The 13160-nt window shown below is 73.3% G+C and carries 12 protein-coding genes; 5 read left to right on the top strand and 7 right to left on the bottom strand.

The genetic code is table 11. The features are described 5' to 3' along the window. Window positions 1-192: 192 nt before the first annotated feature. Window positions 193-789, top strand: a complete 597-nt coding sequence (locus tag ACWEEU_RS18230; RefSeq protein WP_451733445.1) for an RNA-binding S4 domain-containing protein — start codon at window positions 193-195, stop codon at window positions 787-789. 69 nt (window positions 790-858) lie between these two features. On the opposite strand, the gene ACWEEU_RS18225 is transcribed toward ACWEEU_RS18230, so the two are convergent. Further along, a complete protein-coding gene (locus ACWEEU_RS18225; protein ID WP_385744845.1) occupies window positions 859-1557 on the bottom strand; it encodes a class I SAM-dependent methyltransferase in 699 nt (232 codons plus the stop codon). 192 nt (window positions 1558-1749) lie between these two features. Between ACWEEU_RS18225 and ACWEEU_RS18220 the strand changes: the two genes are divergently transcribed. Then, entirely contained in the window at window positions 1750-2070 is a 321-nt protein-coding gene (locus ACWEEU_RS18220; protein ID WP_385744847.1) for a DUF6343 family protein, read from the top strand. A gap of 40 nt (window positions 2071-2110) precedes the next feature. Here the strand turns inward: ACWEEU_RS18220 and ACWEEU_RS18215 are convergent, their stop codons facing one another. The 4 genes from ACWEEU_RS18215 to rpsA form a co-directional block, all read right to left on the bottom strand. After that, window positions 2111-2491: a tetratricopeptide repeat protein gene (locus ACWEEU_RS18215; RefSeq protein WP_385744849.1), complete on the bottom strand. Its 381-nt coding sequence runs from the start codon at window positions 2489-2491 to the stop codon at window positions 2111-2113. Between the two features lie 49 nt (window positions 2492-2540). Beyond that, window positions 2541-3155, bottom strand: coding sequence for a dephospho-CoA kinase (gene coaE / locus ACWEEU_RS18210; RefSeq protein ID WP_451733440.1), 615 nt, complete (start codon window positions 3153-3155; stop codon window positions 2541-2543). A 100-nt stretch (window positions 3156-3255) separates the two neighbouring features. After that, on the bottom strand, window positions 3256-4194 hold the full coding sequence (locus tag ACWEEU_RS18205; protein WP_385744853.1) for a PAC2 family protein: 939 nt from the start codon (window positions 4192-4194) through the stop codon (window positions 3256-3258). Between the two features lie 252 nt (window positions 4195-4446). After that, on the bottom strand, window positions 4447-5946 hold the full coding sequence (gene rpsA / locus ACWEEU_RS18200; protein WP_199587394.1) for a 30S ribosomal protein S1: 1500 nt from the start codon (window positions 5944-5946) through the stop codon (window positions 4447-4449). Between the two features lie 390 nt (window positions 5947-6336). Here rpsA and ACWEEU_RS18195 point away from each other — a divergent pair, with 390 nt between their 5' ends. Continuing rightward, a complete protein-coding gene (locus ACWEEU_RS18195) occupies window positions 6337-7149 on the top strand; it encodes a class I SAM-dependent methyltransferase (protein ID WP_451733436.1) in 813 nt (270 codons plus the stop codon). Between the two features lie 55 nt (window positions 7150-7204). Continuing rightward, window positions 7205-9724, top strand: a complete 2520-nt coding sequence (hrpB, locus tag ACWEEU_RS18190) for an ATP-dependent helicase HrpB (protein WP_451733433.1) — start codon at window positions 7205-7207, stop codon at window positions 9722-9724. 7 nt (window positions 9725-9731) lie between these two features. On the opposite strand, the gene ACWEEU_RS18185 is transcribed toward hrpB, so the two are convergent. Then, window positions 9732-11495 carry a lytic transglycosylase domain-containing protein gene (locus tag ACWEEU_RS18185; protein WP_451733430.1) on the bottom strand — a complete coding sequence of 588 codons (1764 nt, stop codon included), beginning with the start codon at window positions 11493-11495 and terminating at the stop codon, window positions 9732-9734. A 304-nt stretch (window positions 11496-11799) separates the two neighbouring features. On the opposite strand from ACWEEU_RS18185, the gene ACWEEU_RS18180 reads away from it, so the two are divergent. Continuing rightward, window positions 11800-12642, top strand: coding sequence for a DUF4184 family protein (locus tag ACWEEU_RS18180; protein WP_451733427.1), 843 nt, complete (start codon window positions 11800-11802; stop codon window positions 12640-12642). A 119-nt stretch (window positions 12643-12761) separates the two neighbouring features. On the opposite strand, the gene ACWEEU_RS18175 is transcribed toward ACWEEU_RS18180, so the two are convergent. Then, entirely contained in the window at window positions 12762-13145 is a 384-nt protein-coding gene (locus ACWEEU_RS18175; protein WP_451733424.1) for a hypothetical protein, read from the bottom strand. Window positions 13146-13160: the final 15 nt, after the last annotated feature.

The raw sequence follows: 13160 nt of genomic DNA, 5'->3' as shown, positions 1-13160 counted from the left end.
CCTCCTCACCCGTATCGATCACTTCAGCGTCGGGGCCGGTCGGCCGGGGCGCATCCGGGGGTGGGCCGTGGGAGGGGCCGCTGGAGGAGCACGGCACCGGCGCAGGACGGCGCCGGCGGCGGCTCGTCCCGAAGGATCACCCGGCGGAAAACGGGTCCGGCCCGGACGGCACGACGCAGTAGGGTCGGCAGCATGGCTTTGGCTGCACAGGACTCACCGGACGCGGACGACGACGTGAGCCGTGACTCCGCCGCCCCCGACCCGAAGACCTCGGCCGCCGTGGCCGCCGCGAAGGCCGCGGGACCGGTGACGGGCGAGAGCGTCCGGATCGACAGTTGGATCTGGGCCGTGCGCCTGGTCAAGACGCGTTCGCTGGGCGCGACCGCCTGCCGTGGCGGCCATGTCCATGTGAACGGCGACCGGGTGAAGCCCGCCCACTCGGTGCGGGTCGGCGACGAGGTACGGCTGCGGCACGAGGGCCGGGAGCGGGTCGTGATCGTCAAGCGGCTGATCCGCAAGCGGGTCGGCGCGCCGGTGGCCGTCGAGTGCTACGTCGACAACTCACCCCCTCCGCCGCCCCGCGAGGCCGTCGCCCCCGCCGGTGTCCGGGACCGTGGCGCCGGCCGCCCCACCAAGCGCGACCGCCGCGAGCTGGAACGGCTCCGGGGCCTTGGATCGCTGGGCGCCTCGGCGGCGGCACTCAGAGCGCCCGAGGAACGGGACGACACCGGCCGCCCCGACCGATCCGACCGACCCGGCGGCTCCGGAGGGCGACGCCGAGGACGGTGACCCCCGGCGCGCACCCCGCGTCCAGCCCACCCCCGACCAGCTCAGTCCCGCCGGCTCTGCCCGGTTCGCTCAGCCCAGCGGCAGCGCCACCGCCCGTACCCACATCCCGTCCTCCGTCAGATAGCTGTCGACCTCCAGTCCCGCCTCCGCCAGCGCCTCCTCGAACTCCGTCACGGTGAGGGGGCGCGCCCGGAAGGTCTGGGTCCAGACCGCGTCCGGGAACACGTACTCGGCGCGCACCGAGCGCACCCCCTCCCCCACCGGCTCGCTCCCCACGATCCGCACGGTGAAGCCGCTCGGGTCGACCCGCTCCCTCGGTATCCGGGTGTGATAGTCCGCGCCCTCCCGCTGGAGGAGGACACAGCCGCCCTCCGCGACGTGCCGGACGCAGGTGCGCAGCAGGCCACGCCGCACCTCCGGGTCCCCGGTGTGCACCAGGAACGAGGCGAGCATGACCACGTCGAACCGCTCGCCCAGGTCCAGGTCCTCGATGGGCGTGCATATGGTGCGCGCCCCTCTCACCCGGGCCAGCATCTCCGCCGACTCGTCCACGGCGGTGACCGTGAAGCCCCGCTCCAGCAGGGCATGGGTCACCCGGCCCACCCCGCTGCCCAGCTCCAGGATGTGTGCCCCGGCGGGCACGGCCGCCGCGATGACGTCCGGCTCGTCGCCGACCGGCAGCCTGCTGTACAGCTCGACCGCGCAGCCGTCCGGGGTGATCGCCCCGGGACCCGTGCCCTCGTATCCCTCACGCATTTCGACCGTCATGCCCGCACAACGCGCGGCGCTCGCACGGCCGTTCCCGTCCGTCGGCCAGTCCACTCGTTCGAGTCAATTCGCGGTCGGCGGGAACTCTCCGCCCTCGGTACCGCCCCGGGTGGCGCCACTGGTGCCGCCCCTGATGACGCCCTTGGTCGCGGGTCCGGCGAAGAGTACGTTGCAAGGAGGAGTGGAGACGGAATGCGTACGGGCAGTGAGCCGACGACCGCGCGCAGTGCGCTGCGAGCGCGGTTGTGGCTGGCCGTGTGGGGGTTCGGCTGGGCCGTGTTCGGGACCGTCGCCTTCGTCCTCGTCGGACGGCCGGGCTGGGCGGCCGCCTGTGCCGTGCTGTGGCTGGTGGTCACCGTCGATCTGACGCTGGTCGTGCGGCACTTGCGGCAGGGTCCGCACTATCAGCCGGGCCGCGACGTCCCGCCGTACGAGCCCGTGGACGACGAACCGCCGGGCGGACCGGAACCGCCGCGGCGGCGCCGTCTACCGACACCGCGCCGGCACCCCTGACCCCGGGACACCACGGCTTGGCAGGAGCACAGGTCCGCGCTCAGGAGTCGAAGCGCGCCGCCCGCAGATACTGCGGGTTGGGGTCGAGGGCCGCGGCGAGCCGGAAGTGGCGGCGGGCCTGGCCGGGCCGTCCCTGGCGCTCGTAGGTGCGGCCGAGGGCGAAGTGGGCGAAGGCGTTGTCCGGCTCGCGCTCCAGCACGATGGTGAACTCAAGCTCCGCGGGGCGCAGTTGGGCGGCCGCGAAGAAGGCACGCGCGCGCAGCAGCCGGGCGGCGGTGTTCTCGGGATGGGCGGCGATGACCTCGTCTAGCAGCTTCACCGCGCCTCTGGGGTCCCGCGCGTCGAGCAGGCGCTCGGCGGCACGGAAGTCGATGACATGCGTCTCCGGTGTACGTCCGGTCGATCCGCTGGTCTCGGGCACGGCGAAGTCCTTCCCTCACTCGGGCATTCCAACGCCTGTACGCCGAGGGCTATTCCGTCGAGCCGTCCTCGCGGGCGCGGGCCGCCAACTGCTCCCATACCCGGTCGACGCGTTCCTTCAGCGCCTCCAGGGGCACATCGTTGTCGACGACGATGTCCGCGATCTCCAGTCGCTGTTCGCGGCTCGCCTGGGCGGCCATGCGCGCGCGGGCGTCCTCCTCGGTCATCCCGCGCAACCGGACCAGCCGGTCGAGCTGGGTCTCGGGGCCGGCGTCCACGACGATCACGAGGTCGTAGAGGGGAGCGAGCCCGTTCTCGGTGAGCAGCGGCACGTCGTGGACCACGACGGAGCCGGGGCGCGCGGCGCTCTCCAGCTCACGGGAGCGGGCGCCCACCAGGGGGTGCACGATCGAGTTGAGCAGGGCGAGTTTCTCGGGGTCGGAGAAGACCAGGGCGCCGAGCCGGGGGCGGTCCAGGGAGCCGTCCTCGGCCAGGATCTCCGTCCCGAACGCCTCGGTCACGGCGGCGAGACCGGGGGTGCCCGGCGCCACGACCTCCCGTGCGATCCGGTCGGCGTCGATCAGTACGGCCCCGTGCTCCACGAGCAGCCGGGACACCTCGCTCTTGCCGGCGCCGATGCCACCGGTCAGGCCCACTGTCAGCATGACCGGAAGCTTAGAGCCCGCCCGACGAGCGCCGGCGCCCGGCTCGGCCCCGCCGGCCACCGCGCTCCGGCCGGCCGCCCTGGCGTACCGGTGGCCCGGCTCAGCCCTCGCCCTCCCGCTCCGCGAGGAACCGCTCGAACTCGCGGCCGATCTCGTCGGCGGAGGGGATGTCGACCGGCTCCGCGAGCATGTTGCCCCGGGTCTCGGCGCCCGCGGCCGCGTCGTACTGGTGCTCAAGGCCCTGGACGAGCGAGGTCAGTTCCTCGTCGCCCTCGCGGATCTGCCGCTCGATCTCGGTCTGCGTGCGGTGCGCCTCGGTGCGCAGGGAGTGCGCGACGCCGGGCAGCACGAGTCCGGTGGCGGCGGTGATCGCCTCCAGGACGGTCAGGGCGGCGTCCGGGTAGGTGGAGCGGGCGATGTAGTGCGGGACGTGGGCGGCGACACCGAGCGTGTCGTGACCGGCCTCGGAGAGCCGGTACTCGATCAGGGCCTCGGCGCTGCCGGGCACCTGGGCCTCGTCGAAGGGGCTGCGGTGGCCGGGCACGAGGTCGGTGCGGTTGCCGTGCGGGGTGAGGCCGACGGGACGGGTGTGCGGGACGCCCATCGGGATGCCGTGGAAGTTCACCGCCAGGCGGACGCCGAGCCGCTCCACGATCTGCCGCACGGCTGTCGCGAACCGCTCCCACTCCACGTCCGGTTCGGGCCCGGAGAGCAGCAGGAAGGGCGCGCCGGTGGTGTCCTGCACGAGGTGGACCTCGATGGCCGGCACCTCGTAGTCGGTCCATTGGTTCCGCTGGAACGTCAGCAGCGGCCGGCGGGCCCGGTAGTCCACGAGCCGGTCGTGGTCGAAGCGGGCGACGAGCTGGTGGGGAAGCGTGTCGAGAAGCCGCTCGACGATCTGGTCGCCGGCCTCTCCGGCGTCGATGTATCCGTCGAAGTGGTAGAGCATGACCAGCCCGGCCGATTCCTGAGCCAGCGCCATGTCCACCACGGCCAGCCCCTTCGGCTCCCACGCGTACAAACCCTGCGGATCAAGCACGATGACCGCCCCTCCTAGTGTCCATACCTCCCAACACCCACAGGACCAGAGCCATTCCCAAGATCACCGAGAGCAAGCCACGGAGAGCCCCCACAGCTCAACCCCTTGGGGGTCAACTCCCTGAGGGGCGCGGGGAACTGCGCGACAGACCACAGCGCACCCGCACCCGACAACGCACAAAAACCCGAGGGGCCCGTACCTCGAAAGGTACGGGCCCCTCGGGCCTACCTGCTAAGCCTCAGCGGCGAGCGTTCAGCTCTGGCCGCCCGCCAGCTTCTCACGCAGCGCGGCAAGCGCCTCGTCGGAAGCCAGGGCACCGGAGGTGTCCGCACCCTCGGAGGAGTACGAACCGCCACCGGACGCGGCCGGAGCGGCACCCGCGACGTCGCCACCCTCGGCAGCGGCCTTCTCGTCCGCCTCGCGGGACTTGATGACCTGCGCCTGGTGCTGCTCGAAGCGGGTCTGCGCCTCGGCGTACTGGCGCTCCCACTCCTCGCGCTGCTTCTCGTAGCCCTCGAGCCAGTCGTTGGTCTCGGGGTCGAAGCCCTCGGGGTAGATGTAGTTGCCCTGGTCGTCGTACGACGCGGCCATGCCGTACAGGGTCGGGTCGAACTCGACCACGGACGGGTCGGCACCGAAGGCCTCGTTGGCCTGCTTCAGCGAGAGGCTGATGCGGCGACGCTCGAGGTCGATGTCGATGACCTTGACGAAGATCTCGTCGTTGACCTGGACGACCTGCTCCGGGATCTCCACGTGGCGCTCGGCCAGCTCGGAGATGTGGACCAGACCCTCGATGCCCTCGTCCACGCGGACGAACGCACCGAACGGAACCAGCTTGGTGACCTTACCCGGGACGACCTGACCGATCTGGTGGGTCCGGGCGAACTGCTGCCACGGGTCCTCCTGCGTCGCCTTCAGCGACAGGGAGACACGCTCGCGGTCCATGTCGACGTCGAGAACCTCGACGGTGACCTCCTGGCCGACCTCGACAACCTCGGAGGGGTGGTCGATGTGCTTCCAGGACAGCTCGGAGACGTGAACCAGACCGTCGACGCCACCCAGGTCCACGAAGGCACCGAAGTTGACGATCGAGGACACGACGCCGGAGCGGACCTGACCCTTCTGGAGGGTCGTGAGGAACGTCTGGCGGACCTCGGACTGGGTCTGCTCCAGCCAGGCACGGCGGGACAGGACCACGTTGTTGCGGTTCTTGTCCAGCTCGATGATCTTCGCCTCGAGCTCCTTGCCCACGTAGGGCTGGAGGTCGCGGACACGGCGCATCTCGACCAGGGAGGCCGGGAGGAAGCCGCGGAGGCCGATGTCGAGGATGAGACCACCCTTGACGACCTCGATGACGGTACCGGTGACGATGCCGTCCTCTTCCTTGATCTTCTCGATGGTGCCCCAGGCGCGCTCGTACTGGGCGCGCTTCTTCGAGAGGATCAGGCGGCCTTCCTTGTCCTCCTTCTGGAGAACCAGGGCCTCGATCTCGTCGCCGACCTTGACGACCTCGTTCGGGTCGACGTCGTGCTTGATCGAGAGCTCGCGGCTCGGGATGACACCTTCGGTCTTGTAACCGATGTCGAGCAGGACCTCGTCCCGGTCGACCTTCACGATGACGCCGTCGACGATGTCGCCGTCGTTGAAGTACTTGATCGTCTCGTCGATCGCGGCGAGGAAGGCTTCCTCGTTACCGATGTCGTTGACCGCAACCTGCGGGGTGGTGGCGGTGGTCTCGGTGCTGCTCGTCATGTGGGAAAGGGCTCCGGTACGGACATTGAAGTCGTAGGTACTGCTTACGCCGGGAGCCCGTTTCGCTCTGCAGAAGCCGGACAGCCAAGGAAGCGCCACATAAGCACCGGGTGCCCGGTGGCGCCTCGACAACCGAGGGGACATACATACAGATGCGAGCGCGACCTGCTACGTCTGAGGTGCGCAGGCCCGCAGCGCAACTTGTAGCATACGGGGGCAGCCGGGCAGGGTCAATGCGCGAAGGCGCACACCCGGGGCGGATCACCGCATTCCCGGCAGAAGAATCGTCCCAACTGGCCACGCAGGCCCGGGAGACCCGTTCCGTGACACTCGCCCGGCGGGCCGGATGGACGGAAGAGTACGACGAGGGAGCCGATCATCCAAGAGCCCATGGGGCCCGATCCCGAGGGGACCGAGCCGGAAGCAACCCGCCGTGACGCGGACGTCGCGGAGAGCAGCCGCGCCAACCGCGGCTGGTGGGACCGCAACGCGGACGAGTACCAGGTCGAGCACGGCACGTTCCTCGGCGACGACCGCTTCGTGTGGGGCCCGGAGGGCCTGGACGAGGTGGAGGCCGAACTGCTCGGCGCGCCCGAGGACCTGAAGGGCCGGGACGTGCTGGAGATCGGCGCCGGCGCCGCCCAGTGCTCCCGCTGGCTGGCCGCGCAGGGCGCCCGCCCGGTCGCGCTCGACCTCTCCCACCGCCAGCTCCAGCACGCCCTGCGGATCGGCGGTTCCATCCCGCTGGTCTGCGCGGACGCGGGCGCGCTGCCCTTCGCCGACGCCTCCTTCGACCTCGCGTGCTCGGCGTACGGCGCGCTGCCGTTCGTGGCCGATCCCCGGCTGGTGCTGCGCGAGGTGCGCCGGGTGCTGCGGCCCGGCGGCCGGTTCGTGTTCTCGGTGACGCACCCGATCCGCTGGGCCTTCCCGGACGAACCGGGGCCCGAGGGGCTGTCGGTCGCCGCGTCGTACTTCGACCGCACGCCGTACGTGGAGCAGGACGAGAACGGCCACGCCGTCTACGTGGAGCACCACCGCACGATCGGCGACCGGGTGCGGGACATCGCGGCCTCCGGGTTCCGCCTGGTGGACCTCGTGGAGCCGGAGTGGCCGGCCTGGAACACCTCCGAGTGGGGCGGCTGGTCCCCCCTGCGGGGCGCGCTGATCCCGGGCACCGCGATCTTCGTGTGCGAGCGGGACTGAAACCCTCCCCGGGAGTGAGATCCCCGTGCGCCGGACGGCGTACGACACTGGGGGCGTGATCCGTGACGACGCCCTCGCCGCGCTGCCCGTGCGCTCCGCCCTGCCCGCCCTGACCGACGCGCTGGACGGGAGCGGCGCCGCCGTCCTGGTGGCGCCGCCGGGCACCGGCAAGACGACCCTGGTGCCGCTGGTGCTGGCCGGGCTCGTCGGCGGCGGGCCCGCGCGGCGGATCCTGGTGGCCGAGCCCCGGAGGATCGCGGCGCGGGCGGCGGCGCGGCGGATGGCGTGGCTGCTGGGCGAGAAGCCCGGCGAGAGCGTCGGGTTCACCGTGCGCGGCGAGCGGGTCGTCGGGCGGCACACGCGCGTGGAGGTCGTGACCACGGGCGTGCTGCTCCAGCGCCTCCAGCGCGACCAGGAACTGCCCGGGGTCGACGCCGTGGTCCTCGACGAGTGCCATGAACGCCATCTGGACGCGGACACGGCGGCCGCGTTCCTGTGGGACGTGACGCAGACCCTGCGGCCCGACCTGCGCCTGGTGGCGGCCTCCGCGACCACGGACGCCGAGGGCTGGGCACGGCTGCTCGGCGGGGCGCCGGTGGTGGAGGCGGCGGGCATCACGCATGCCGTCGAGACCGTGTGGGCGCCGCCCGCACGTCCGGTCCGGCCGCCGCACGGGATGCTGGTCGGCCCGGCGCTGCTCGCGCACGTGGCCTCCGTAGTACGGCGGGCGCTCGCGGAGCGCCCCGGTGACGTGCTGTGCTTCCTGCCCGGCGTCGGTGAGATCGCGCGCGTGGCGGGGCAGCTGGGCGAGCTGCCGGACGTGGACGTGCTCCAGGTGCACGGGCGGGCGCCGTCCGCCGTGCAGGACGCGGTGCTCTCGCCCGGGGTGCGGCGCCGGGTGGTGCTGGCCACCTCGGTCGCCGAGTCCTCGCTGACGGTGCCCGGAGTGCGGGTGGTCGTGGACTCGGGGCTGGCGCGTGAGCCGCGCGTGGACCACGCGCGCGGGCTGAGCGGCCTGGCGACCGTACGCGCCTCGCGTGCGGCCGGGCGCCAGCGGGCGGGCCGCGCCGGGCGTGAGGCTCCGGGCGCGGTCTACCGGTGCTGGGCCGAGGCCGAGGACGGCAGGCTGCCCGCCTTCCCGGCACCCGAGATCAAGGTGGCCGACCTGACCGCCTTCGCCCTCCAGGCCGCCTGCTGGGGCGATCCGGATGCCTCGGGCCTCGCCCTTCTGGACGCGCCGCCCGCCGGGGCGATGGCGGCGGCCCGCGAGGTCCTGACGGCGGTGGGCGCCGTCGACCCGGCGGGCCACGCCACCGGCCGGGGCGCCCGCCTGTCCCGTCTCGGCGTCCACCCCCGTCTGGGCCGAGCCCTGCTGGACACCGACCCCGCGGGCGCCGAGGCGGTCGCCCTGCTGTCGGAGGAGGTCCCGCGCGAGTACGGCGACGACCTCGCGACGGCCCTGCGGCGCGCCCGGCGGGGCGGGGACGCGTACGCGGCGCGGTGGCGCGCCGAGGTACGGCGGCTGCGGGGGCTCGCGGGGACGGCGGAGCGGGCGGACGGCTCGAGCGCGGGTGCCGCCGTTCCCCCCTCCCCCGACGGTCTCGACGCGGTCGTGGGCCGCGTGGCCGCGCTCGCCTTCCCCGAGCGCGTGGCCCGGCTGGAGGGAGGTTCGTATCTCATGGCCTCCGGGACGCGGGCCGAACTAGCGGAGGGGTCGGCGCTGCGCGGGGCGCCGTGGATCGTGGTGGCGGTGGCCGACCGGCCCGGTGGGAAGGGGCACGCGCGCGTGCGGCTCGGGGCGGCCGTACCGCGGGACGTGGCGCGGGAGGCGGCCCGCGCGCTGCTCTCCGAGGGGGAGGAAGTGCGCTGGGCCGACGGGGAGGTCGTGGCGCGGCGGGTCGAGCGGCTCGGGGCGGTGGAGCTGGCCGTGCGGCCCCTCGCGGACCCTGAGCCCGAGTTGGTGCGCGCGGCGCTGCTCGACGGGCTGCGGCGGGAGGGTCTCGGGCTGCTGAGGTGGTCCGAGGGTGCGACGGCGCTGCGGCGGCGGCTGGCGTTCCTGCGGGCACGACGGGGCGGGCCGTGGCCCGACGTGTCGGACGAGGCGCTGTACGCGCGCGCGGACGAATGGCTGGAACCCGAGCTGAGCCGGGCCCGGCGGCGCGCCGATCTCGGCCGGATCGACGCCGGGCAGGCGCTCGGCCGGCTGCTGCCGTGGGCGAGCGGGGAGGCGGCCCGCCTGGACGAGCTGGCGCCGGAGCGGATCACGGTGCCCAGCGGGTCGAGCATCCGGGTCGACTACACCGATCCCGAACGCCCGGTGCTGGCGGTGAAGTTGCAGGAGATGTTCGGGCTCGGGGAGACCCCGGCGGTGGCCGGGGTGCCGCTCCTCGTCCATCTGCTCTCCCCCGCGGGACGGCCCGCCGCCGTGACCGCCGATCTCGCCTCGTTCTGGCGGGACGGCTATCGCGGCGTACGGGCCGAGCTGCGCGGGCGCTATCCGAAGCACCCGTGGCCGGAGGACCCGGCCACGGCCGAGCCCACCCGGCACACCAAGGCTCGTCTCAACCGGAGTTGATGAGGCGTCAGGAACTCGCGGAGGGGCTCGGCGACGGCTGCGCCGAGGTGTCCCCTGCCGGGGCGACCGTCAGCTTCACGGTGAGGGTGGCGCCGCCCGTGGTGGTGATCCGGAGCAGATAGGTGCCGCTGGCGTCGTCGGCGTACAGCTTCGGGAGGGTGAGCAGGCCCTTGTCGTCCGTCTTGAGCCCGCTGAGAGTGCGGACGGGCTTGCCGTCGGCGTCCTTGAAGTAGGGGCCCTTGTCGTTCTCGGCGGGGTCGTCGTCGGACTTGATCAGGGTGGCGGTGGCCTCGACCCGGTCGGCTACGGCGCCCTTGTAGGTGGCCTTGACCTGGACGGGGTCGGTGAACTCGCCCCCGGGCACGCAGGTGTGGGCCAGGTCGTCGGTGGGGGCGAGGGCGTCGGCGGCGCGCGGGGTGACGGTGGCGTCGTAGGTGACGCCCTCGACCCGGTGGCCGACGAGCGTGGTGGTCACCTTGAAGGCGCCGGTCTTCTCGCCCGCCCGGAGCTCGGGGGCGGTCGCCACGCCCTTGGCGTCGGTGGCGACGGTGGCCACCTTCTCGCCGCCCGCGAAGGTGGCGTCGGTGTCCCCGGTGATCGTGAAGCGGACCCGCACCTTGGCCACGGCCTTGCCGTCCTCGGTCTCCGCGCGGGCGGCGATCTTCTCGGCGAAGGCGTGCCCCGCCATCGCGTTCGGTTCGGCCGCGTCGGGGTCGGCGTAGGCCAGGTGGTCCACGGTGTCCGAGGGGGTGGGCTGCTCCCATGGCGGGGTGGGCGGCTTGGGGGACGGGCGGTCGTCGCCTCCGCCCGCGTTGCCCGGGTCGGGCTTCGACGGCTTCGTGGGCTTGCCGGGCTTGTGGGGCTTCGCGGGCTTGGCCGGCTTCGACGGCTTCGCGGGTGCGGAGGGTCCGGTGGTGCCGGGGTGCGTGGTGGTGTCGTCGCTGCGGTGGGTGGGCAGGCCGCCGGTGCCGTCGGGGACGGTGTGGACGCCCTTGCGGTAGTAGTTCACCCAGTTCAGGACGAGGTTCAGATAGTCGGTGGAGTTGTTGTAGCTGAGGATCGCGCTGTGCAGGTCGTCCTCGCGGGACAGGTCCCGGTCGCCCCGGCACAGGTAGTGACCGGCGGCGAGGGCGGCGTCGTAGACGTTGTTCGGGTCGGCCTTGCCGTCGCCGTTGCCGTCGCGGCCCGCCCACGCCCAGGTGGAGGGGATGAACTGCATCGGACCGATGGCCTGGTCGTAGGAGGCGTTGCCGTCGTACGCGCCGTGGTCGGTGTCCTTGATCAGCGCGAAGCCGTTGCCGTCGAGCTGGGGGCCGAGGATGCGGCCGATCGTCGTACCGTCGGCGTCCACGCGGCCGCCGCGGGCCTGACCGGACTCCACCTTGCCGATGGCGGCGAGGAGTTGCCAGGGGAGGTTGCAACCGGGCTTGGAGCTGCGCAGCTCGGCCTCGGCACGCTTGTAGGCGTCCAGGACGGTCGCGGGGATCTGGCCCGCGACCTCTCCGTCGCCCTGCGCCACGGGGGTGCCGACGACGGGTGAGGGGCTGGGCGCGGGGCTGTGCAGCGGGGGCAGGTCGGTGTAGTAGGGGGAACCGCCGGTGGCGTCCGACGCCGTGTCGGGCACCGGGGTGCTGACGCCCGCGGTCTGTGCGCCGCCGCTCGCTCCGGTCGCTCCCGGAGCCTGGGACGCGGACAGAGCCGCGACCGCCGCCGCGGCCACGGCGGTGGTCGCCGCTCCCTTGCGCAGCCGCCTGCCGAAATGCGCCGCCATAGAGTGAACCCTCCCGCTGGGCGCTCGGGGCGCCCGTCTCCGTCCGACTGCCTCGCTGGTGTGACGGTTGACGCCGTGTTCTGGTTGCCCCTGTTTCGCGATTCCGTCCGAGTGACAGGTGAGCGCGCGTGCGCACCGGCACGACGGCCCAGTTGACCCTACGACAACTTGTTTGCCATGGGCACCCGTTCGTGTCCGGATTCCGTCCGCGTCGGGGCGTGTGCTCCACCGCGCATACTGGGACGCGCTCGATCACTCGCCCCGGGGGTGACGGGTCGACCTACTGCCGCTTCCGGAGGCTCCGTTGCCCTTCACCCTCAGCCACGCGGCCGCCGTGCTGCCCGCGGTCCGCCGGGACGGCGGCGGGCGCGGTCCCCTGGTGCCCGCGGTGCTCGTCGCCGGTTCCTTCGCGCCCGACCTCACCTACTTCGCGGCGAGTTTCGTACCGGGGGCGATGGAATTCGGGGCGGTCACGCACTCCTTCGCCGGTGTGGCGAGCGTGGACGTGCTCATCGCGTGGGGGCTGGCCGCCCTGTGGCTCCTGGTCCGCGAACCTCTCGTGGCGCTGCTCCCCCGGTCCCTGCGGGGCCGCCCGGCCACGCTGCTGCGCTGCGGTACGCCCCTTGGACGCCCGCGTGCCGCGACCGCGCTGTGGTGGTACGTCTCCGCCGCCCTCGGCGCCCTGACCCACGTCGTCTGGGACGCCTTCACCCACCACGACCGCTGGGGCTCCCGCCTGGTCCCCGCCCTCATGCGACCGGCCTGCGGCCTCCCCCTGTACACCTGGCTCCAGTACGGCACCTCGGCGCTGGCGGCGGTGGTGCTGGTGGTGTTCGTGTCGCACGCGCTGCGCCATGCACCCGCGTCGGTGCCGCATGACGTACCGGTCCTCTCCCTCCGCGACCGCGCCCTGGCGGCGGGCTTGCCGGGCGGCTGCGCGACCCTGGCCGCGCTCCGGAGGACGACGCTCTGGTGGGGTCGCCCGAACGCCCGGCTCCTTGAGCTGGTCCCCACCGTGTGCTTCGGCGCGGGCGCCGGGCTGCTGGTGGGAGTGGTGCTTTACACCGTGGCCGTCAGGGTGTGGCGCCCGGCTGCGGCGCGGGCGGGTGCGGGTGCGCGGGAGCCGGTGGGGCCCGGGGCACGGTGAGCGCCCGGTGCGTCCATGCCGTCGCCGGTGTTCCCGGGCGAGCGGAGGCGCCCCCGACTCGGGGACCCGTGCCGGGTGACCCGGGTCGCCCGTCGAGGTGGCGCGTCACGCCGTCACCGTCAGGACGCGGCACCCGGCTCCCGCCTGGACGCCCGCCCCCGCACGGGAGCCGACGAGTCGGGGCGCTCCGTGAGGGACGCGACGAACACGGTCAGGGTGTGCCGGGGGCGTGCCTTGGGCAGCGCGGCCGGCAGCAGGGCGAGGTAGCCGCGGGCGACGTCCGCCCGGGCTCGCCACTGGAGCGCGGCGAGGCGACGTCTCAGCCCCACGAGTGCGGCGCGTACCCGCGCGGCGGGGTCGACGGGAATGCGGGCACTGCTCGCGTCGGCCGCGAGCGACGGCACCGACGAGGCGTCCCCGCCCCGCCCCGGGTCCGCCTGCGCCCGCTCGATCCGACGGTGCCACGCCTCGGTCCTGCGGCGGTGGAGCATCCGTATACCCATGCTCGCAGTGTTGCC

The sequence above is a fragment of the Streptomyces sp. NPDC005004 genome (assembly GCF_053600675.1).
This window is presented reverse-complemented; position numbering and strand designations above follow the sequence as displayed.

Coding starts and splice junctions, on each gene's coding strand:
- ACWEEU_RS18230 (WP_451733445.1), top strand. CDS start 193: ATGGCTTTGGCTGCACAGGACTCACCGGACGCGGACGACGACGTGAGC.
- ACWEEU_RS18225 (WP_385744845.1), bottom strand. CDS start 1,557: ATGACGGTCGAAATGCGTGAGGGATACGAGGGCACGGGTCCCGGGGCG.
- ACWEEU_RS18220 (WP_385744847.1), top strand. CDS start 1,750: ATGCGTACGGGCAGTGAGCCGACGACCGCGCGCAGTGCGCTGCGAGCG.
- coaE (WP_451733440.1), bottom strand. CDS start 3,155: ATGCTGACAGTGGGCCTGACCGGTGGCATCGGCGCCGGCAAGAGCGAG.
- rpsA (WP_199587394.1), bottom strand. CDS start 5,946: ATGACGAGCAGCACCGAGACCACCGCCACCACCCCGCAGGTTGCGGTC.
- ACWEEU_RS18195 (WP_451733436.1), top strand. CDS start 6,337: ATGGGGCCCGATCCCGAGGGGACCGAGCCGGAAGCAACCCGCCGTGAC.
- ACWEEU_RS18185 (WP_451733430.1), bottom strand. CDS start 11,495: ATGGCGGCGCATTTCGGCAGGCGGCTGCGCAAGGGAGCGGCGACCACC.
- ACWEEU_RS18175 (WP_451733424.1), bottom strand. CDS start 13,145: ATGGGTATACGGATGCTCCACCGCCGCAGGACCGAGGCGTGGCACCGT.